The sequence below is a fragment of the Roseinatronobacter ekhonensis genome, from assembly GCF_900499075.1.
Classification (GTDB): Bacteria; Pseudomonadota; Alphaproteobacteria; order Rhodobacterales; family Rhodobacteraceae; genus Roseinatronobacter; species Roseinatronobacter ekhonensis.
This window is the reverse complement of the sequence record NZ_UIHC01000019.1, coordinates 26,000-47,211: the sequence shown is the minus strand read 5'-3', so window position 1 is coordinate 47,211 and position 21,212 is coordinate 26,000. Positions and strand designations below refer to the sequence as shown.

At 61.5% G+C, this 21,212-nt stretch carries 16 protein-coding genes; 8 read left to right on the top strand and 8 right to left on the bottom strand.

Features of this window, described 5'->3' with window-relative positions:
• Window positions 1–1,053, bottom strand: a complete 1,053-nt coding sequence (gene galE / locus ROE7235_RS10520; RefSeq protein WP_121095393.1) for a UDP-glucose 4-epimerase GalE — start codon at window positions 1,051–1,053, stop codon at window positions 1–3.
• Complete coding sequence (locus ROE7235_RS10515) at window positions 1,034–2,872, bottom strand: ABC transporter ATP-binding protein (protein ID WP_220669554.1); 1,839 nt, start codon at window positions 2,870–2,872, stop codon at window positions 1,034–1,036. The genes galE and ROE7235_RS10515 overlap by 20 nt, the downstream gene beginning before the upstream one ends.
• A gap of 495 nt (window positions 2,873–3,367) precedes the next feature.
• On the opposite strand from ROE7235_RS10515, the gene ROE7235_RS10510 reads away from it, so the two are divergent.
• Complete coding sequence (locus ROE7235_RS10510; RefSeq protein WP_220669553.1) at window positions 3,368–5,206, top strand: ABC transporter ATP-binding protein; 1,839 nt, start codon at window positions 3,368–3,370, stop codon at window positions 5,204–5,206.
• Between the two features lie 33 nt (window positions 5,207–5,239).
• On the opposite strand, the gene ROE7235_RS10505 is transcribed toward ROE7235_RS10510, so the two are convergent.
• The 6 genes from ROE7235_RS10505 to ROE7235_RS10480 all read right to left on the bottom strand — a co-directional run bounded on the left by ROE7235_RS10505 (window position 5,240) and on the right by ROE7235_RS10480 (window position 11,590).
• Window positions 5,240–5,992: a hypothetical protein gene (locus tag ROE7235_RS10505; RefSeq protein ID WP_121095392.1), complete on the bottom strand. Its 753-nt coding sequence runs from the start codon at window positions 5,990–5,992 to the stop codon at window positions 5,240–5,242.
• Between the two features lie 21 nt (window positions 5,993–6,013).
• The gene (locus ROE7235_RS10500; protein ID WP_121095391.1) at window positions 6,014–8,236 is read right to left on the bottom strand and encodes a hypothetical protein; all 2,223 of its coding nucleotides are present in this window, start codon (window positions 8,234–8,236) and stop codon (window positions 6,014–6,016) included.
• Entirely contained in the window at window positions 8,229–8,603 is a 375-nt protein-coding gene (locus ROE7235_RS10495) for a hypothetical protein (RefSeq protein WP_121095389.1), read from the bottom strand. The genes ROE7235_RS10500 and ROE7235_RS10495 overlap by 8 nt, the downstream gene beginning before the upstream one ends.
• Before the next feature lie 16 nt (window positions 8,604–8,619).
• A complete protein-coding gene (locus ROE7235_RS10490) occupies window positions 8,620–9,117 on the bottom strand; it encodes a DUF4123 domain-containing protein (RefSeq protein ID WP_121095387.1) in 498 nt (165 codons plus the stop codon).
• A complete protein-coding gene (locus tag ROE7235_RS10485; protein WP_281272859.1) occupies window positions 9,114–9,551 on the bottom strand; it encodes a PAAR domain-containing protein in 438 nt (145 codons plus the stop codon). Before ROE7235_RS10485 ends, ROE7235_RS10490 begins: the two co-directional genes overlap by 4 nt.
• Before the next feature lie 140 nt (window positions 9,552–9,691).
• Complete coding sequence (locus ROE7235_RS10480) at window positions 9,692–11,590, bottom strand: asparagine synthase-related protein (protein WP_121095383.1); 1,899 nt, start codon at window positions 11,588–11,590, stop codon at window positions 9,692–9,694.
• Between the two features lie 103 nt (window positions 11,591–11,693).
• On the opposite strand from ROE7235_RS10480, the gene ROE7235_RS10475 reads away from it, so the two are divergent.
• The 7 genes from ROE7235_RS10475 to ROE7235_RS20125 all read left to right on the top strand — a co-directional run bounded on the left by ROE7235_RS10475 (window position 11,694) and on the right by ROE7235_RS20125 (window position 21,212).
• Window positions 11,694–13,721 (top strand): acyltransferase family protein, encoded by a 2,028-nt coding sequence (locus ROE7235_RS10475; RefSeq protein ID WP_121095381.1) that lies wholly within the window; start codon window positions 11,694–11,696, stop codon window positions 13,719–13,721.
• Window positions 13,722–13,980: 259 nt separating this feature from the next.
• A complete protein-coding gene (locus ROE7235_RS10470; protein WP_121095379.1) occupies window positions 13,981–15,117 on the top strand; it encodes an MraY family glycosyltransferase in 1,137 nt (378 codons plus the stop codon).
• Window positions 15,118–15,271: 154 nt separating this feature from the next.
• Entirely contained in the window at window positions 15,272–16,438 is a 1,167-nt protein-coding gene (gene rffA / locus ROE7235_RS10465) for a dTDP-4-amino-4,6-dideoxygalactose transaminase (RefSeq protein WP_121095377.1), read from the top strand.
• Window positions 16,435–17,610, top strand: a complete 1,176-nt coding sequence (locus tag ROE7235_RS10460; protein ID WP_121095375.1) for a hypothetical protein — start codon at window positions 16,435–16,437, stop codon at window positions 17,608–17,610. The genes rffA and ROE7235_RS10460 overlap by 4 nt, the downstream gene beginning before the upstream one ends.
• A gap of 6 nt (window positions 17,611–17,616) precedes the next feature.
• Window positions 17,617–18,321 carry a NeuD/PglB/VioB family sugar acetyltransferase gene (locus ROE7235_RS10455; RefSeq protein WP_147434200.1) on the top strand — a complete coding sequence of 235 codons (705 nt, stop codon included), beginning with the start codon at window positions 17,617–17,619 and terminating at the stop codon, window positions 18,319–18,321.
• Window positions 18,322–18,447: 126 nt separating this feature from the next.
• The gene (locus tag ROE7235_RS10450) at window positions 18,448–20,421 is read left to right on the top strand and encodes an acyltransferase family protein (protein ID WP_121095371.1); all 1,974 of its coding nucleotides are present in this window, start codon (window positions 18,448–18,450) and stop codon (window positions 20,419–20,421) included.
• Complete coding sequence (locus tag ROE7235_RS20125) at window positions 20,418–21,212, top strand: glycosyltransferase (protein WP_183073464.1); 795 nt, start codon at window positions 20,418–20,420, stop codon at window positions 21,210–21,212. The genes ROE7235_RS10450 and ROE7235_RS20125 overlap by 4 nt, the downstream gene beginning before the upstream one ends.

Sequence of the window (21,212 nt, the reverse complement as noted above, 5' to 3'; positions counted from 1 at the left end):
CTAGTTTGGATGGCCGGTCAGGCCTTGGCGTTTGGTTGTGGAATGACTGGCTTCCCATGCAAGGCTATGCGCGATAATTCGGCTCAGATCGGCATATTGCGGGCGCCAGCCCAATGCGTCCGCAAGGGCGCGGCCATCCGCAACAACCTGCGCCAGATCGCCCGCGCGGCGCGGGGCTGTCTGAATCGGCAGGGCTGATCCGGTTGCTGTTTCAAGTTCCTTGATCACATCGCGCACGCTGTAGCCGCTGCCATAACCGCAATTGAAAATGCGATTGCGCGCGGCCCCAGCACCTTGTTGCAGCGCCATTATATGTGCCTGCGCCAGATCAGAGACATGAACGAAATCGCGCACGCCGGTCCCGTCGGGCGTCGGCCAGTCAGTGCCGTAGATCGTCAGGGAAGGGCGGTGTCCGCAGGCCGTCTCGCAAGCCAGCTTTATCAGATGCGTGGCCGCGGGCGTGGATTGGCCCGCGCGGCCATCGGGGTCGGCCCCGGCGACGTTGAAATACCGCAGGATGGTATAGTCCAGTATGCCCGTGGCGGCGGTATCGCGGATCATGCGCTCGGCCATGAGCTTGGTCGCACCATAGGGTGATAGCGGGTCGGTCGGGGCGTCCTCTGCGATCGGGGCGCCCGCTGTGTCGGCCCGGTAAACCGCCGCGGTTGAGGAAAAGATGATCCGCCCGACCGCCGCTCGCGCCATTGCCCCCAGCAAGCTGAGCGTGGCGCCGATATTGTTGCCGTAATAGCCCAGCGGGTCGGCCACAGAGTCCGGCACGACGGTCGAAGCAGCGCAATGGATTACGGCGCCCACTTCGTGGCGCCGCATGATCTGCTCCAGCGCGTCCCCGTCGCGCAGGTCGACCTGCTCGAACGCGGCTCCGTCCGGTACAAGCCAGCGCAACCCGGTGCATAAATTGTCGGCAACGACCACCGTGTGACCGGCATCCAGCAACGCCAGAGCAATGTGACTGCCGACATAGCCGGCCCCCCCGGTCACCATGACGGGGCGGGACAGAATTGGGTCTGGCTCAAGATGCGGGATGGGCATTTGCAATCCTCTGGAACGTGTCGTTTTCGGCCATGAGGGCATCCCACGGTGCAAAGCCTGCGAGGCGGCCTTTGTCGAGCACGATGATGCGGTCGCAGCTGCGCACGGTGCTCAGGCGGTGGGCGATCAGCAGGATGGTCTTGTCGCCGGGCAGCGCGTCGATGGCCGACATCACGTCGCGCTCGGTGGCATTGTCGAGCGCGCTGGTCGCTTCGTCGAACACGATCAACTCGGCATTGTGATACAGCGCCCGCGCGATCCCCAGCCGCTGGCGTTGCCCGCCCGACAGCCGCACACCGCGTTCGCCCACCGGGGTGGCGTAGCCTTCCGGCAGGTCCGACAGGATGAACTCATGCAGTTGCGCGCGTTTCGCGCAATCCTCGACCCGCGCGGTATCGACCTGCTCGGGTGCGATGCCAAGGGCGATATTGCTGGCAATACTGGAATCGGTCAGGAAAATCTCCTGCGGGACATAGCCCAAGCTCTGCTGCCAGGCGCGCAGGTTGTCCTCGGTGATGACGGTGTCATCGGCGCGCAACACGCCCGCTTGCGGGCGCAACAGGCCCAGCGTGATATCGGCCAGCGTCGTCTTGCCCGCGCCTGTCGAGCCGACAATCCCGATCCGCTCGCCCGCGCGGATGGTCAGGCTGACATCGCGCAACCCGCGGTCGGTCGTGTTGGGATAGCTGTAGCTGACCCCCTCGAACCGCAACTCCCGCGAGAGACCAAGACCCGGCGGCATGGTTTTCGGCGGACCTGATGACGGAACAGGGACCCGCAACTCTCCCGCCACATGGCGCACGACGGCGGTGCCGAATTCCAGCTTTGCGGCGGAACTGTAGAGCCTCGACAATTCCGGCAAGATCCGCTGGCCCGCAAATGCAAACACCCCGATCACAGGCACAAGCGCGCCCAGACCGGTGCCACCCTCGTAGCTGGCCCGGTCCACAAGCAACAGGCACAGCAGGATGATCCCGCCGAACGCCACGGATTGCATGACGAATTGCGGCAATGCCGAAATCGCATTCGCCTTCACCTGCACATGCGCCATGTCCAACGCGGTTTTCTGGAACCGGGACAGAAGGAAACGCTCGCGACCAAGCGCCTTGATATCCTTGATTCCGCCGAACGCCTCGTTGGTGACTCGGTAGCGCCCGGAATTGTGGCGCACACGCGCCATACCAAGCCGGTCCAGAACCCCGCGCAACCCCAGAAACAATATCCCGTAGCTGCCACCGAGGACCGCCAGCGCGATAAAGGCGATAACCGGGTCCGCCCAGATTATCACCGCGAGGATGGCCAGCGCCGAAAGCGCACTCGCGACCATTTCTGCGGCGGGACGGAAGAACGAACTGACCACCTGCAGACTTTCATCGAGGATCGATTTGCTCAGATGCCCGCTATGGCGGTCCAGAAAAAACTCGTAAGGTTGGCATAGATAGGTTTGCAACAGACGCAAAGAGATCGAGTGCATCTGCAACATCGTGAATTTCAAAACGAGATAGGTTTTCAGAAGCTGGATCAGGTTCGAAAGAGTGATGACCAGCAGCGACGCAACGCCGAGACCAATGACGAACCCGTAGTCGCTCTGAAATCCGAAAAAGTCATAGGCCCATTGCAGGGCCGGTGTGGAGTGTATGCGGTCACGATCCGCGAGCACCGCAAGGAACGGAAAAATCGACACGACCATAAATGCCGAGGAGAGCGCCGCGAAAACCACGATCCCAAGCATCCAGCGCGCGCGGCGCTTCTCGGCTCTGGTCAGCAGGCTCCACGCCACTTTCCATACGCTGAGATTAGAGAGCGGTAAGCTGGTCACGGGAGTTCTGCCGTTCTTTCTGCACCTGGCGCTGGCTGTGACGAGTTAGCCGTTTTCCGCTGGAAAGGAAAGTCCGTATCTCCCCTCTATGTCCGGCCCGAAACGTCGATGCCCGAACCTTCCGCGCGGGGCAAGCTTTCGGGCCGGAGCGGTTGACATCCACTGCATGAGGGCCCTCGGCCGTCGGATGTGGTAGTCCTTCCGCGGTTGATCATGTGGCCTTGCTCTGACCCTGCCGCGAACGCGGATGCTTCGCGCAGCGTGCGGGAAGAAGGATCGAGAGCGCGCGCCGCCACAGGCCGCCATCGCGGTTTCGGACCGGCCCAATGGCGCAGGTGACCCGCACTGTCGCCCCCGCAAAGCGCGGACGCAGCACGCAGGGCGCGGTGAAGCCCGCTGATCATGCGGGCAGGGCGATACGGTCTTTTCATCTTTGCGGAAAGCCGCTAAGTCAGCGCAGCAGTTCCAGATTGCAGCAAGCACGGCAGTTTCTCATTGACCAGCTTTCCGACCTCCAATCTCGGCGTGTGGAAAAAGGCGTGGAACCTGCTCGATTCCGCTGAAAAACGGCGCGCACGCTGGATGTTGTTCGTCGTTGTCCTGGCGGCGCTCTCCTCGGCCTTCATGGTTGTCTCGATCTTTCCGTTCCTTGCGGTGCTTGCAGATCGCGACACCATTCAGCGGAATTCCAGCTTGTTGTGGCTGTACGAGACATTCGGATTCCAGAGCGACTACGCGTTCCTTGTGGCACTCGGCATCGGCTCTTTTCTCGTGATTGCTCTGTCGAACCTGATCCAGATGCTCAAGACATATCTCGTCTTGCAGTTCACAAACATGCTGACCTATTCGGTCAGCATTCGTTTGCTAGAACGATACTTGCGGTCGGGCTATGTCTATTTTCTGAACAATCACACGACGAAACTTAACAAGACCATCCTGACGGAAAGTTCGCAGATCGTCGCAAATTTCTTCCGTCCTGCATCGGAACTGATCGCCAGCACCCTCGCGGCGCTCGCAATTGTGACCGTGGTGATCTGGGTCGATCCGGTGATCGCGCTGATCGCCTTGTTGATGCTGGGTGGCAGCTATGGAGCAATCTTCCTGTGGTCACGCGCGTTTCTGGACCGCTTGGGATCGGCCCGCATCCAGCATAACGGGGCCCGGTTCCGCATTGTCGGCGAGGCGTTTGGCGGCATCAAGAGCATGAAGATCACAGGCCGCGAACACCAGACGCTGGAACGCTACCACGGTCCCTCGCTTGCCATGGCGGATGTGCAGGTCAAGGCCAACGTGGTCTCTAGTCTTCCGCAATTCGTGGTCCAGTCCGTGGCCTTCGGCGGGATTATTGTGGTTTGCCTGTTGCTGGTCGACCGGGCGCGCTACGAACAGGGCGCGGCCTTGGGGGAATTGCTGCCGCTGATCGGTGTATTCGCCTTTGCCGGACAACGCATCCTGCCAGAGCTGGGCAAGCTATACGGCTCGGCGACCAAGCTGGCCTTCGGTGCAAGCGTCGTGCGGCATGTGACGCAGGAACTCGCTCAGATGCGCGACCTGCCGCCGTTGCCAGAGTCGATCCCGCCGGGTCTTGGTCTCTCGCGGGAGTTGCGGTTCGAGGGGGTCAGCTACAGCTATCCCAACACGACCGACCGCGGGTTGCGCGATGTCAGCCTGACCATCCGCGCGGGCGAGCGGATCGGGATTGTCGGCTCGACAGGCGCGGGCAAGACGACGCTGGCCGATATCACGCTGGGCCTGTTGCGCCCGCAAGCGGGCGCGTTGCGCGCCGATGACACCGTCATCACCGAGGACAACCTGCGCGCCTGGCAGCAGAGCGTGGGCTATGTCCCGCAGGAGATATTCCTGACCGATTCCAGTATTGCCAGCAATATCGCCCTTGGCATCGCACCCGAGCAGGTCGATACCGCGCGGGCCGAGGATTGCGCGAAACGCGCGCAATTGCATGAGTTCATCCTGTCGGACCTGCCGGAGGGCTACGCCACCCCGGTGGGCGAACGCGGCGTGCGGCTGTCGGGCGGGCAACGCCAGCGGCTTGGGATCGCGCGGGCGCTGTATCACAATGCCGAGTTGATCGTGTTCGACGAAGCGACCAGCGCGCTCGACAATGCCACCGAGCGCGACGTGATGTCGGCCATCGACGCGCTGCCCGGCGACAAGACCATCCTGCTGATCGCCCACCGCCTGAGCACCGTGCGCAACTGCGACCGGATCATCGTGCTCGACAAGGGCCGTCTCGCAGGCTTCGCACCGTGGGATGACCTCATGGCCGAAAACGACACGTTCCAGAGGATTGCCAGCGTGCATCCAACGACCTGAACCGTCGAGGCGGCTGCAAGACTGGCCCCGCCGCTACCGCAGAATCATGACTTGCCCGTCGACCAGACCGAATGTGGCTTCCATCCGCATGGTCCGGTCCATGGATTGAAACAAGGCCCCGCCGTCGCGCATCACCCGCACCAGCGGGCCTAGTTGCTGGGTGCTGAGCGCATAGTCCAGCCCGCGTTCGGGCAGGCCATCTGCAATTTCTAGAAACCCTTGTCGGATTTCGTCGCGGAGTGTCGATAGGGGATCTTGCCAGACAATGACAATATCTTCGAGAAGCGGTGTCATCATGGTCAGGATCTGGTCGATATTGCGCGCTTCAAGAGCGCGCAGCGCCGTGAGGCCCATCTCTTGTGCCAGCGATGAGGGCAGTGCCGCTGCCGGTTCAAGTCGGTGCGTGAAATCTGGCCCGAAGCTCTCAAAGCGCAGCTCCGCCCGAAACGGGCTCGGCCCAGACAGAGTGAAACGACCATCCGGTTCCTGCGGGATGGGAGCGCCCGTCGCATCGCGGATTTCGGCACGCAGGCCGATGCCGGTGTCCGGTGCCATGACGGTGCCGGGTGCATGACGGCTCAATCGAAACATAGCGTCCAGATGTTGGCCCGGCTCTGCCGCAATCTCTATTTCAAGAGTGTTGTGGCGCTTCATCCGCAGATTCAGGATATCCATCCATTGCAGGTTTGCACCGCGCGGGCCGTGTAGAATCGGCAGGCCGTTCAGCATGAGGTGGCACTGCGCATCCTCCGATGCCGTCATGGTAAGGTAGGCGAAATCATGCATGTTCGATCTGTCCTTGCACCATCACGCTCCAACACTAAGCTTGGCACGCTTGACCGGGCAGGCGGCAGCATCGATCGCTGTGTCCAAGTCACCCGATAACAGTGCATCAAAGACGTCTTCGAGGTCGATTTTCCGCGTTTCGTCGTTCTGGGTGATGTTATTGTAGACGACTTGTACAAGGCCCTCGATCGTGCGCGGCTTCATCTCCAGCGTGGTCCGGTTGTCGTATAGTTTCTTGGTAATCATCGTGTAAATGTCGTCTGCGGCCACTTTCGATTGTTTTTCGACATACTCATACCGTCCGGTCGGTCTGAAGAACTTGTAGATCTCTTTGCGTTCAACAGTGGTTTGGTAGAATGAATAATTGAATTGATACCAACGCCTTGTGAAGGCTTCTTCAACCACTGCCTTAATCTCTGCGAAGCCAAGCGCCGGATCCTCCGGTATTTTGGACGCACGCAGGAAGTCGTGCTTACCCAACTCTTTCGGTCCCAGAAGCGGTGTCGAGAAGTCCTTGTTGAACACGCGCGCGGTCGTAACCGTGGCATAGAGCTCAACGCCGTCGAAATGGACCTCGGTTGCGATATAGAAATCCTGCCCGCCGTCCATATGCCCCGCGCCGGTCGCTTTCAGAAGATTGCCGCGGACGCCACCCGTGGCCGAAACGATGTCGCCAGCACTGACATTGATATAGGCGGAAACGGTAAAGGTGCCCGTCACTTCGCCGATCTTGTCAGACTTTGCGAATCCTGGACCGTCGCTGTCGAACTCGAACGACACGCCCGGAATGGTCAGTTTGAAAGCACCCTCTGCCGACAGCATGGCCTGTGCGCCGACACCATAGGCCATGATCCCAACACCGATTTTCCCGCCTGCCTTGACCAGCGTAATCTCGCCCGATGTGCTGAGATTGTAGAACACATCGTGGCTTTTGGCATGTCCGGCGTCGCGTTCTTGCCACCCCCAGTCCAAGGCGATCTCGCCATCGAGGAACGAATAGGAGAAATCCCACGTCCAACCGATTTCGGGAACCGTATTCCGGATCGTGTCCTTGATGTCTTGAATGCTCTGCCCGAGGCGGAAAACGACAGCAAGCATCTCTAGGGCTGGGAAATCTTGTCGCCGCGTGTTGCAGGTCAGTGAGAAGATGTCGCTGCCCAGCCCGGACAAAACCGTTCCGTTTTCGGTCTTTTTGGTGCTGCGCGCTTCATCTGGGATATCGCTTTCGACATAGCCGTGTTCTGGGTCGTAACCGATGTTCTTGAGCGCCTCACCTTTCAGTTCCCATGTTTCGGTGGTTTTCCCATCGGACTTGCTGGCGGACAGGGTCGTCTCGGTGTCGTGTTCGCGCCCGTCGACGCTCATAGTGTCCTTTGTCTTCTTGGTGTCCGTTTCCGAGCGCCCGTCGCGCATGTCCAGTCTGGTCTCGGTTTCATGGATTGTCGTGGTCGCCCCATCGGCCCCGATGGCGTGTGATAGGGTCTCGTCTTCGGTGATGCTATCGCCGTGGCGATTGGTCCAGCTATCGGATTCTTTTAACTTCTCGGTCCTGCCACCGGATTTATCACGCTCACTGCTGCTTTCCGCGCTGTGGGTTTCCGCCGTCCCGCTCAGGCTGTGGGTCTTGGTCGTGTGCTTGTCGGATGTGCCGCTTGTGCCATCCTTGCCACGCCATTCCCGGTGGATCTTTTGGCTCTCGAAAAGCGGGGGAACCGTGGCTTTGAAGCTCCATTGGTCGGGGTTGTAAACCAAGACCGTTGCGGTGAACTCTGGCGCTCGGAATTCCCATCTGCTGACATCCGCTGCGAAGGTCAGCAGGTCTTTGAACGGCGCGGCCACGGCTTTCTTGACGCTGTAGGGCGCCTTGGGCGGGTGATAGGTCACGTTGTAGGACCATTGCGTTCCACCGCCCAGATTGGCCTTCAGGATATCGTTGCAATACACATCCATCGCAGTCGGTGGCGTCGGGCCGGTATATTGGATCGATACGCCGTCGGTGGCGTTGGTCTGCACAATATGCAGGGTGCGCGTGGCTTCGTCCCAGTAGCGCGCGCCTTTGCTTTCGCTGTCCCAGACGGTGACGCTCTCTTCTATCTCCGGGTCTGGGGGCGGTGTGTCATCACAGGCACTGGTCGGATCGCCGACCTTTTGCGGTCGAAGCCCAGCCTGCGAGTTGGCTTTTTGCTCTTCACGATCCTTGAAATGCTGGCGAAGTCGGGCGTTTTGGTCGACGTTATCAGACATGCCAAGGCCCCGTCGCGGGTTTGTGCCCGATCTCGATCAGCTTGACCAGCATGACGCGGCGGTCAGGATCAACGGTCTCGGCAGTCAGTGCCTGCCGCAAATATTCATAATCCGGTTGGTCCATGATCGCAGGACCGAAGCGCCACGCCCGCAGCGCGATGCGCGCAATATCGCCCTCGCGCCGGATTCCATTGGGCAGACACAGCTCAAGCGCGGCATCGACGGCATGCTCTGCCTGTTGCGGCGCCGGTGCGGGCAGACCGAATCGGGGCGCATTTGCGACAAGCCACCGGCACAGGCGGGCCCGTGCCCCGGTAGCCTGTTCACGGGCGAGAGTGTCGAGGCTTTCGGCTGAAATTGTCAGCATCGCGCAACGCCCCGTTTCAGGCCGGGATCACGGACCGGGACAGCCCGGTATCCGACAATGTGAAATGCCATGTCCCGTCCGGCAGCGGCAGCCACCAATCGCTGACATGCGCGAACCACGGGGCCAGCTCTGATGGTGTCAGACTGCCCAGATAAGGAGCCATGACACGCGGATCAAAAAATCGGAACATGACGACCCTGCCATCGGGCATGCGGGCCAGCAAATGCTTGCGCAATGCGCGCCAGACCGTGGCCATGTGAGGATGTGCGCGCAGCACGCAGCCAAAGGCCCCGGCGCGTCCCTCCGGACTTGCGAGCAGTGCCAGCAAAGCAGAATCCTGGTCCACCTGCACAAGATGCGGTGTGGCTTCGGCAAGATCGGGGTGCAATTCACCGGCGAACAGGGCCGTGCCACGGCCCGCTTGCAGAACCGCACCATAAAGCCGTTGGTCCGCAGCGCAGTCAACCGCGCAATACAGTGCTGCGTCTTGGGGCGTCTGTCGCGCCACGCTCATGGATTGCACAATTCACAAAAGGCGGCCCCGCTTGCAGAGGCGCGCCGCAACGTGCGGGCCTGCCGCTGCGGGGCGCGCAAGGCCTTGCCGCTGGCCATCGCCTCTGGCGTGTCATGCTGGGCCGTGCCGTCGCTGCCGCGTCCCGTGCCACCGCGCGCCGCGCTGGAATGGCCGCCATCGCCGATCAATACCGTCGGGCAGCCAGAGGTAATCTTGCCACCATGCGCTGTGGAATCGCCCAACCGTGCGGCGGGCAGTCCCGAGATCACTACCGTCGCAGAGCCGGATACGATCGGGTCGGGAATGCCGACCGGAGTGCACAGCGACGTGTCGGACAGGCGCGCCGCGGGCATGCCGCCGATCAGCACAGTAGGGGCTCCGCGCATGATCGGCCCGCCCACATGCGGGATCGGGGGAGTGCCCGGAATAACCATCGGGCAAACATGCATGTCGCTTAATCGTGCCGCTGGGCGCATTTTCAAATCCCGAGATCAAATATAGCCCAACGCTAGCGTGGCTTGACGTTTCACTCAAGGGCCTTTGCAGGCCGGTAGTCACAGCCCGCGCACTTCGGTCAGATATCGTTGCGGCCTTTCAGATAGCCGATGAAACGCGCCGAGACCACGCCACGGGTGAGGGCGTGATAGGCCATCGTATCAGCTTTGGTGATCTTGGTGTCATCCTCTGGCAGCGCTTCGAGCCCGCGGCGCAGACGCTCGGTGTCAATCCGTCCCGCAACATCGGGATCGCGCGCCAGCATCTCCAACTCGTCCAGCAGTGCCGCACGGGCCGGGCGCATGCGGGCGGACCAGTCGGCTGCCTGCTGCCCGCGGCGCGTTTCATTCAGCACCATGTCGGGAACCTTGCCCGCAAGCAGGCGCTTGGCCAGCCACCGTTTGACCCCGTCATTCAGGTATTGGCGGGGCGGGATCGCAAAGCAGAACTCCAGAAACGGGCGGTGACGTGTCGGGTCGCGCATGGGCACCCCGTGGATCTGTTCGATCGCGCCGGTTATGTCGCCCGCCTCGTTGACGGCATTGGACATCATCCGCGTACGAAATTCCCGTACCGATCCGATCGGCAGGAAAAACGGGTCGAACCCCTGGTGTGCCGCGCGGTCCAGAACCCCGCTTTCCCGCGCGTAATCGGCCCGCAGCGGCGACCAGCTTTGCAGCGGGTCCTCGAACGGCCCGTCGCGCCACGCCATGAGCGGTTTTTGTAGGGCAGGGGGCAAGACCGGCAGAACCGCTTGCCGAAATGCCCGTTTGCCCACTGCCGCGCGGGGGCCGCCAAGCCACAATTCGCGCGCCAGTCGCAGCCAGTGGCCCGTGCGGAACAGGTCCGGCAGGTAGCCCGTGCCGTCATAGCTGAACGTCAGGTTGCCCATCGCCCCGGTCAGGACAACATCTGCGCCTTCGCGCCGCGCAAGCTGGCGGATATCATGCGCCCAATGCAGGTTGCCGACATTGCGCGGCGGGGCCATCGCCCTATCGAACATGTCGCGCAGATGATGCGATAAATCGCGTCCCGCCCCGTCCACCCAATGCGGGTGCAGTTGAGGATACATTTCCGCCAGCGCTTCGACATGGGGACGCTCATCGACCAAGGCGCGGCTGCGCGCCGGGGGGCGCCAGTCAGCTTGCGGGACAGATGTGGCCGATAGAAGCGGCATGCCGGGGCGGCTGCGCATGGCATATGCTGCGACCGCTTGCGAATCGTATCCGCCCGACAAGCTGACAAGCGGCGTGTCGAACCCGTCTAACACTGCGTCTGTCGCCTCTGCGAACAGCGCGTCTGCGGCCTCGACATAGTCGGCGTCGGATTTCAGCTTCAGAGGTGCGATGTCATCCAGCCGATACCACGTCTCTTCGTGCATCCGTTCGCGCGTGATGCGCGCGCGTGCGCCGCGCGGCAAACGGGTGACGCCTGTGAACCAGCCGCGCCGCTCGTCGCAATAGTTCAGAAACAGGCCGTCCGACAGTTTTTCCTCGTCGAGTTCGCGCGTGACTTCGCCGGTCGCAAAGAGCGCGGCGGCGGTGCTGGCGACGATGCACCGGTCAGTGTCATGCCAGATATGCAGTGTGGGTGCGAAGATCGGACTGCGCAGAATATGCAACTCGCCGCCATGTGGCGGGATCAGGATCGCAGCGTACTCGCCCAGGACGCGGGTGTCGGCGGTGTCCCCCCATGCCGAGCGTGCCGCCGCATAGAGCGCCGCGTCAGACACCGGTGCCGCGCCAAGCGCAGACCGCAACGCGGGGCGGTTGGAAATAAAACCCGTGAACAGAACCGCTGTGCCATCCGCCATTCGGGGCAGAGCGCTCTGCGCAGGTGCCGCCCCATCGCACAGCAACGCGCCGTTCATGCGGTGGCAGGTCGGGTTGGTCAGGCCCGTGCGCAAGGCTCCGGCAAAGGCATGCGCCCGGTCGGGTCCGGGGTCGGGGCTGTCCCAAAGAAGATAAGCGCCAATCATGCGCCGCTTGTGTGACAGTCATCCGCGCTTGGCAAGGGGCGCTGTTGCCTCTGGCCAGACAGCGTGGCATAGGATCACGGCATAGTTTCCAGAGCGGTTGGACATGAAATATCGTCCCGAGGTCGATGGCTTGCGGGCCGTTGCTGTTGTTCCCGTCATCCTGTTTCACGCCGGACTGCCCGGTTTTTCCGGCGGTTTCGTCGGGGTCGACGTTTTCTACGTCATTTCGGGCTATCTTATCACCGCGATCCTTGTGAGCGATCTGGCGCAGGGGCGTTTCTCGTTGGCGCGGTTCTACGAACGGCGCGCCCGCCGAATCCTTCCTGCGTTATTCGTCGTTATGGCCGCAAGCGTGCCCTTCGCATACGCATGGATGATGCCGCAACAATACGAGGCGTTTTCGGTCAGCCTGCTGGCGGTCGCGCTGTTCGGAGCGAATATCCTGTTCTGGCGCGAAGACGGGTATTTCGCCGCGGCCGCAGAGCTCAAACCCATGCTGCATACATGGTCACTGGCGGTGGAAGAGCAGTTCTACCTGGTGTTTCCGCTGTTGCTAATGGCGCTTTGGGCGCGCGGCTCGCGTCGGCTGGTCTGGATGGTCGCGCTGATCGCGCTTGGTAGCCTTGCCCTGACCGAGATCGGCTTGCGCCTGCCACAGGTTTCCGACTCTGCGGTCTTCTACCTGTTGCCGACCCGCGCGTGGGAATTGCTTGCAGGCGCGCTTTGCGCATTGGTCGCAATGCGTGTCACCCGTTTCGACGGCTGGCTTGCCGCCTTGGGTTTGGCCATGATCGCCCTGTCGGTTGCGATCTTTGACCATACCACGCCGTTCCCATCCATCTGGGCGTTGCTGCCGGTTGTCGGCACCGTGCTTGTGCTGCGCTACGCGCGCGCCGAAACCGTTGCGGGACGGCTGCTGTCCCTGCGCCCGTTCGTCTGGGTCGGGCTGATCAGTTATTCGGCGTATCTTTGGCATCAGCCGCTTTTCGCCTTTGCGCGCATCCGCAGCTTCGATCCGCCCTCTATGGCGGTTATGCTGGGCCTATCGGTGGTGTCACTTGGCCTTGCCTGGCTCACGTGGCGTTTTGTCGAACAGCCGTTCCGGCGGCACAAAGGCCGCGTACTGTCGGGTCAGGCGCAGGTGTTCGGGTGGTCTTTGGCCGGTCTGGTGGCCTTTGCCACGGTCGGAACGCTTGGGTGGCTGGGCAATGGCCTGCCGCAACGCCTACCACCCGAGGCGCTGCGCTTCGCCGAGGCTGAGTTGGACCGCAATCCCTATCTGCGGGAGTGTAACCTGAGCATATACGCGCCGCCTCCGGCGCATCCTTTCGCACCCTGTTCGGATTTTTTGATCGATGGGAGCGCCGATGTCGTCATCATGGGTGACAGCCATTCCCATGCCATCGCCTTTGAAACCGCAACCATGTTGCAGGCCGAAGGGCTAGGCACCTACTTCTTGTCCTATGGCGGCTGTCCGGTTTTGCCCGGCTTTATGCGTGCTGATCGCCGCGAGGCGCAGCAATGCGATGCGTATATCGACAGTCTGCTCGGGTATATGCGCGACAATCAGATCGGAACCGTTATCATCGCCGCGCGTTTCACGCAGCAACTGGAGGGGACCGGGTTCGACAATGGCGAAGGCGGCGTGGAGCATGTGTCGGGCGCCTATATCGATCAACGCGCCACGGTCAGCGAGTTGGGCGCGCAAGACGACCCGGCACGTCGGACCCGTGTGCTTGAGGGCTGGCGGACCGAGCTGTTTGCGCTTGTCGAGGAGTTCAACATCATCCTTTTGCATCCAATCCCGGAGGCGGGCTGGAACGTGCCACGCACACTCGTGCACAGAACGCTTTATGGCGATGGAATCGCGACACCGCTGAGCACCGATTCGGCCCGTGTTCTGGCACGCAACCAGCCCGTGAATGATCTGTTTGAGTCGATAGATCATCCCAACCTGTATCGGGTGAATCCGTATGATGTGTTCTGCGATACCAAACTCGCCGGGCGCTGCCTGAACGAATGGGATGGCGACGTGCTGTACTTCGACGATGATCATCTATCGAACGCCGGCGCGCGCTGGGTTGCAGACGCGATCCGTCCCGTCATACGCGACATCTTCGGCGCAGAGTAATCTGGGTTATGCTGCGACCTGCGCCCGGTTCGCCGTTATAGCGTTGATTGTTTTTTGGGCAAATGCCGGTCGGATCCGATCCAGAGGGTGGAAGTTCGCCTATTTTGCAACGCAGCATGATTTGTGCGGTGCCTAGGGATACACAACTGCATGTAGCTCTGATATGAGATTGCGGAGGCAGTTTTGTTCTGGCACCCGCGCAGTGTGGCGCATGCATCATAATCAGCGGATCTGTTCGTCAAATCAAAGGCAGGCCTAAATGCAAATCGAGATCATTAATCTCGCGCTTGGAATGTTCGCAATTTCATTCACGGTGTGCGGGTTGCTTGTCGTAGCAAGCCAGCTTCGCCCGGACTGGGTAATCCGCCCTTCGGATCTGAAGGCCAAGCAATCGGCGCATCGCCGTCCCACATCGCGGTTGGGCGGCGTCGGGATAATGTGCGGGGCCTTGGCTGCTTTTGTCATATCGCTCCCGAAAGAGGTCGAGCCGGGGTTGAAGGTAATCTTCATTTCCGCGCTGCCTATTTTCCTTGCCGGACTTGCAGAAGATCTGGGCCTGCGGATTAGCCCGCGCGTGCGCCTTGGCGCGGCGGCGTTCGCGTCACTTCTGGCGGCGGGTCTGGTCGGACATTGGGTCACGAGCAGCGATATTCCAGGACTGGATATGATCTTGGTCATCCCCGCAATCGGGCTTCTGGCCACCGCGATTTGGGGGGCTGGCGTTTGCCACGCTTTCAACCTGATAGACGGTGTCAACGGTCTGAGTTCGGGGACCGCGGCCTTGTCTGCCCTCGGTCTTGCCGCGATTGCCCACTCTGTTGGAGAGCCTGGGATCGCGCTGGCCGCTTTGCTACTCGTACCGGCCATTCTGGGGTTTCTGGTGTTCAACTGGCCCTATGGCCGCCTGTTTCTGGGCGACGCGGGCGCATATTCCCTCGGGCATCTGCTGGTCTGGCTGGGCATCCTGCTGGTTGCACGCCAGCCCGAAGTGTCGATGCTGGCCATTGTCGGTTTGTTCTTCTGGCCGGTGACGGACACATTATTTGCCATTTATCGGCGGCGGCGTGCCGGACGGCGCGCGGACCAGCCCGACCGTCTGCATTTCCATCAGTTGGTCATGCGCGGTCTTGAAATAATGATCGTTGGGCGTGGCCGTCGGCATGTCTCAAACCCGCTTGCCAGCGCGCTGTTGCTGCCTGTCATCGGTCTGGGCATCCTCGGCCATGTCATGCTCTATAACAATCCTCTCGCGATAGCCGCGCTCTTGGGTGTGCAGGTCTCTGGTTTCGTTGTCGCTTATCTGATGGGGATGCGGCTGGCCAACAACAACCGCAGGCCTGCCGTGTTCGAGCGTGAAGGGCCAATGGAACTCGCGACAGAAGCGCTGCGACGGTAAGCTGGGCGTTGACCCCATTCTTTCCAAGAGCCTCGGTTACCAATGGTATTTCCCTTTGCAGATATGCTAGAGCGCCCTCAAGCTCGGAGTGACGAGGGCGCGGCGGTGTGCGCCCCGGTTCCCTGACCGTGTTCGACCAAATGCAGGCGCTGCCATGACCCTGAAATACCCCTATGTGAAATCCACCTTCACGCAGCACGAATTGGGGCTGGTGACAGAGTTGATGGAACGCGACAACATGACCCTTGGTTTCAGCCACTCCGCGCTGTGCACCGAGGAGATTGCGCGCAGGTTGGACGTGCCGCAGCCGCCTCAGCGGGTGTTCCTGACACCGTCCTGCACCAGCGCGCTGGAGGTGGCGGCGCTTTTGTCCGGCGTCGGGCCGGGCGACGAGGTGATCCTGCCGTCCTACACCTTTTCGTCGACTGCAACGGCCTTTGCCCTGCGCGGCGCGACACTGGTCTTTGTCGATAGCGAACCCGGCAGTTTTAACATCGACCCGGAGGCTGTGCGCGCCGCCGTCACGCCCGCAACCCGCGTTGTCATCGCGATGCATTATTGTGGCGTGTCCTGCGACATGGACCGACTGTCAGCCATTGCCCGCGACTGCGGCGCCATGTTGATCGAGGATGCCGCGCAAGCCTATGGCGCAACCGCGCAGGGGCAGGCGGTCGGCACGCGCGGCGATGTCGCGACCTTCAGCTTTCACCACACCAAGAACCTGTCTTGCGGGGAAGGGGGCGCGCTGGTCGTCAACAACCCCGACCTGTGCGACCGCGCCGCGATCCTGCTGGAAAAAGGCACCAACCGCAGCCAGTTTTTCCAAGGGCTGGTCGACAAGTATTCCTGGGTTGATCTGGGCACATCGGGTGTCATCAGCGAGATCGCCGCCGCCGTGCTTCTGGGCCAGTTGCGGCGCGCGGACGAGATCAACGGAGCGCGCATCGCCGGCTGGAATGCCTATCACGCCGCGTTCGCGCCGCTGGAACAGGCCGGGCTGATCGCGGCCCGCCCGCATGTGCCTGAGGGGTGCGTGCATAACGGGCACATCTATTTCATCATTCTGCCCGATCCGGCCCTGCGTCCGGGCGTCATAGCGGAGTTGTCGCGCCGCGGGATCAGCGCGCCGTTCCATTATGTGCCGCTGCATGACACGGTGGCGGGTCGCCGCTTCGGGCGCGTGTCAGGCCAGATGGTCGAGGCCCATCGCGCAGGATCCTGCCTGTTGCGCCTGCCGCTCTGGCCGGGGGTCGCAGAGCACGTCCCCGAGATTGTGGCAGAGGTGGAAGCAGCGATTGAGACCTCAGAGGTCGTTGCATGACCGTGGTGGAGGGAATGCAGACGATCTTGCTGCTCAGTCGCGGCAATATCCATAACCCAACCTTGCTATCGACTCTGGTGAATGAGTATTCGGTTGATCGTGATAGTTTTGTTGTGGTTTTCTTCGACGCTGAGACAAAATCTGGCAATTCCGAACTTCCCGAGGGCATTATCGAAATGCCTTGGGAAGATGCTGTTTCGCTTCAGGGCGGGGCGATAAAGGCCGTTATCTTGCAAAGCCTCTATCCGGCCAACGCGCGGGCCTTGCGTGAACTCGCATCAAACACGGGTCTGACCTATGATAAGGTCGGGATCATCATTACCGACAATGAGGTTGATCTGTGGAAAACTCATTTCGACCGATTCGGGTCGATTGAGGCAGGGCGTACCAAGACCATCACAGATGATGTGAAACATGCGCTGCAGCATATCGACAGCTTCTGTTGCGCCCGCGTCCCTTTTGGGGAAACGCTGGAATTGATCCTCGGGCGCCATTTGAATATTTCGGACACATTTCCGATCCGCAAAATGCTACCTGAGCCTACGGATTACGCCGTGTTCACCGGTCGGGTGAAAGACGATATCGACCATCTGGAACGCATCGCCAACCGCCGGACGATCATGGTCCTGTCCAAACCGCTGCCCTATGACCGCAAGCGGCTTTATGTGCGTGACCTTTTCAGATTCTGCCTGTTCGGGCGGTCGCGCCATGCGGTAACAGTATTATTCTGGGAGCGTCGCAAGCCTTGGAAAATGTGGGATAAAATCGAATATCGGTTCATCATGATCCTAGTTTCATGGTTGTCGCCGGTGCTGCGCCGTTTCGGGCGACCGGATATTCGAATCCGGTTCTTGGCGTCGCTGTCACGTCATGAATACATGACGAACTTGTTGCGTTGTTATGCGCTGGTTGGGCAAGGGCGCAGTGGTGTTGGTGCGATGACAGAGGCCGCCCGTAATGGACGCCACCTTGTGTTGGTGCGTGGCACCTATAATGAACGGCTTTTTGCCGATTCGTGGAACGCTCCGGTTATCTATCGCCGCAAAAACATCTTTCAGGAGCTTGTGGACGAAAAGCATGAAGCGTCTGATTTCGAACGGATTATGGCCGAGTCGCGTGACAGGTTCTGGATTTTTTATGAGGGAATTTTCTCGAAGAAGTCAGCGGGCTAGCGGAAGGTGGAGCGTCAAAAGACGATATTGCTTTGGGGTGCGGGAAGTCAGGCCCGTCTTGTCGAAGCCATGCTTCGGGACACGGAGAAACTGTCGGATGCCAGTGCAGTGTTCGACCCTTTGGGCAATTCAGACCTTACAACCGATCTGGAGATCATCCGAGATGTCAAAACGCTGGCTAAGAGGTTGCCGGATTTCGACGGTTTTGTCGTCTGTATCGGTAATCAGAACGGCTTTGCCCGCGTAAAGATCGGAGAGTTCCTTGCAGAACACGGGCTTTTGCCGGTTTCTGTGTTTTCGCCTTGGGCAATTTTGGACCCGACAAGCCAAATCGGTCGTGGCAGTGTAGTTATGCCAGGTGTGATCGTGCAGAAGTTCTGCTCGGTCGGAGGCTACGCCATTTTGAACACAGGTGCCTGCATCGACCATGAATGTACACTGGGGCGGGGCGTGCATGTCATGGGGCAGGCAGCCGTGGCCGGGCGCGTAACCGTTGGCGCATTTGCGACTCTGGGGACAAATTCTACGATCCTTCCTGACGTGGCCGTGGGTGCAGGGGCCTACGTCGGCGCAGGGAGTGTTGTCCTGCGGGATATTGGCGAGGATGCAGTTGTCGTTGGCAATCCGGCACGGACCCTTCGCCACGCCAGCCCGCAATTCGACGGGGCCTTGCTCACGGCTTTGGCCACAGAGGTTGCGCGTTTGGCCTAGGCTTCGGGCAGTTCGGTGACGCTTCGGGGGAAATGACACGGGCTGACAGGCCGAGCCTTGTATTTCCCCTTGGAAACGGGCTAACCCCACGCCAACCCCTTTGCCCGCGAGCAGGCACGCCCGCCCATGACTTACCGCCCCGAGATAGACGGCCTGCGCGCCGTGGCCGTCGTGCCGGTGATCCTGTTTCACGCGGGCGTGGGCGCGCTTGCGGGCGGGTTCGTGGGGGTTGACGTGTTTTTCGTCATTTCCGGCTACCTGATCACCTCGATCATCCTGCGCGAGCGCGCCGAGGGGCGGTTTTCCATGCTGCGCTTCTGGGAACGGCGGGCGCGGCGCATCCTGCCCGCGCTTTACGTGGTGATGCTGGCCTGCATTCCGGTCGCTTGGGCGCTGATGTTGCCCGACCAGTATCGTGATTTCGCACGGTCGCTGGTTGCGGTGGGGCTGTTCGGATCGAACATCCTGTTCTGGCGCGAGTCGGGGTATTTCGCGGCAGCGGCGGAAGAAAAGCCGCTCTTGCACACGTGGTCACTGTCGGTCGAGGAGCAGTTCTACCTGGTCTTCCCGCTGCTGATGGCGGTTCTGTGGCGCTTTGGACAGCGAGGTGTGGCGGGCGTTCTGGCGGTATTCGCGCTGATCAGCCTTGGCCTGAGCCATTACGCCGCCGACACAATGCCCAGTGCAAATTTCTTCCTGTTGCCGACGCGGGCATGGGAATTGCTGGTGGGCGCGCTCTGCGCGTTTTGGCTGACCGCGCGCTCGCGTGCAGGGCATGACGGGCTTGCAGCGCTGGGGTTGGGGGCGATCATGCTATCGGTCCTGTGGTTCGATGGCACGACGCCCTTTCCCTCGCTCTGGGCCTTGGTGCCGGTGCTGGGCACGGCGGCGGTGATCCTGTTCGCGCGGCCCGGTGGCTGGACCGGCCGGCTTTTGTCATGGCGGGCCATGGTGGGGATCGGGCTGGTCAGCTACTCGGCCTATCTGTGGCACCAACCGCTGATGGCGTTCGCGCGCATCGCCCACCTGTCCGCGCCACCCCTGTGGTTGATGCTTGCGCTAGGGGCGCTGTCCTTTCCGCTGGCCTATGTCACGTGGCGCTTTGTCGAGCAGCCGTTCCGGCGCCCGGGCGCCACCTTCGCGCCCCCGGCCCGGTTGGGCGCGGTTCTGCTGCCCAGTCTGGCATTGCTGCTGGCAGTGGGGGTCCATGGGCATGTGACGGAAGGACGGCGCGACATATGGATGAAAAATGCGGCCGTGGCGCAGGTCCAGATGTATCGTCTGTGGGAACAGGCACGGGCCGAAGGGGCTGGCTGGCGTGCTGACCCGGCGGTGCCCTGTGTTATGCAACTGACACGCCTTGACGGCCATATGGACAGGTTGCGCGCGTGTCGGGAAAAGCATGGGCCGGGGCTGCTGGTGGCGGGCGATAGCCATGCTCGCATGGTGATGCCCGGCTTGCACTGGCTTACGGAGCGCCCATTTGTTGTAACCCTTGCCCAGGGCGGGTGTCAGAGCTTCTCGCAACGGCCTGAATGCACCCATGCGCGAGAGTTGCGGACCTTGCTGCGCGACGCGCCCGCGCTGTTTTCGGACATTGTCTACCATGTGGTCGGGCAGTCACTGCTGACGGATGGCACGGCGCATGCCGGCACACCGGACATGTTCGAGCGCATCGGCCCGGAAGAGCCGGTGGCTGGAATTTCCGTAAACCAGACCAATATCGACCATGTGGCCGGGTTTTTGGCAGAGATATCCCTGCCGGGTGGTCCGCAGGTGCATTGGCTCGGGTCAGGGCTGGGACACTACCTTCCGATTGCGGGGCTGCTGCGCGCCGGATGCACGGCGCGGCACGCGCTGCGACCGGGGCAGACCCGGCTGTTTTCCGAAATGGACGACCGCGCCGCCGAAGCTGCGCGATCGCTTGGGGTGCGCTATGTTTCTTTGCAGGGGCTAATCGCTCTGGACACAGCTGTCGATATCACATCCTGTACCGATATTTACTGGATCGATGGGCATCACTGGTCGGTGGCGGGCATGCGGCATTTCATGCCGCGCCTGACGCCGCTGGCTGCACGACTAAAGGACACGCCCGCATGAGGGAAGCGCCGCCATTCCGCCATTTCCTGATTACCCGGTTCAACCTGAATTACGGCGATTTGTATCCGTATTCCGAGGATTGGATGCGCCACCGCATGGACCTGTTCGCGCGGTTCTGCCAACCGTCAGTCCGCCGTCAGACCTCGCAGAACTTTACATGGCTGGTGTATTTCGATCGGGCGCGCACCGTGCCCTATCTGGACCGGCTTGCCCCGCTGCTTGATGATCCGCGCTTCCGGGCCATTCATATCGACGATCCGGCCGAAATGCTGGCCGATATCCGCGCGCGGGCCGGGACCGGGCAGGCGCTCTTGACCTCGCGGCTGGACAATGACGACATGTTGCATCCGGAGTTCATCGCGCGCTTGCACGCCCGCGCGGCGCAGGCGGCACCCGGCGAGCTGCCCTTGGTCATCGACTTCCCGACCCTGACCTGGTGGCGCGAAGGCAGTCCGCGCGCGCAGCGCTTCCGCTCCGACGTGGTGTCGCCCTTCGCCTCGGTCCTTGAAGCGCCCGGCCCGACCGGGTGGGAGTCGGGCCCGTGGGGGGACGGGCCGCGCACCGTCCTGATCGCGCGCCATGAAAACCTGCGCGCACGAATTGGCCGTGTCGAAGATATGCCCGATCCATTGAGCATGACAGTGCTACATGCCAATAACGTCTCGAACGGGCAGGCCCGCTTCGGCGGGCTTGGGCGCTTGCTTCGGGCCTGGCGCGACCGAGAGTCGACATTGTCGCGCGCAGAGACGAAAAGGGTTCTGGCAGAGTTCGGATTGAGCGGGAAAGGCTAG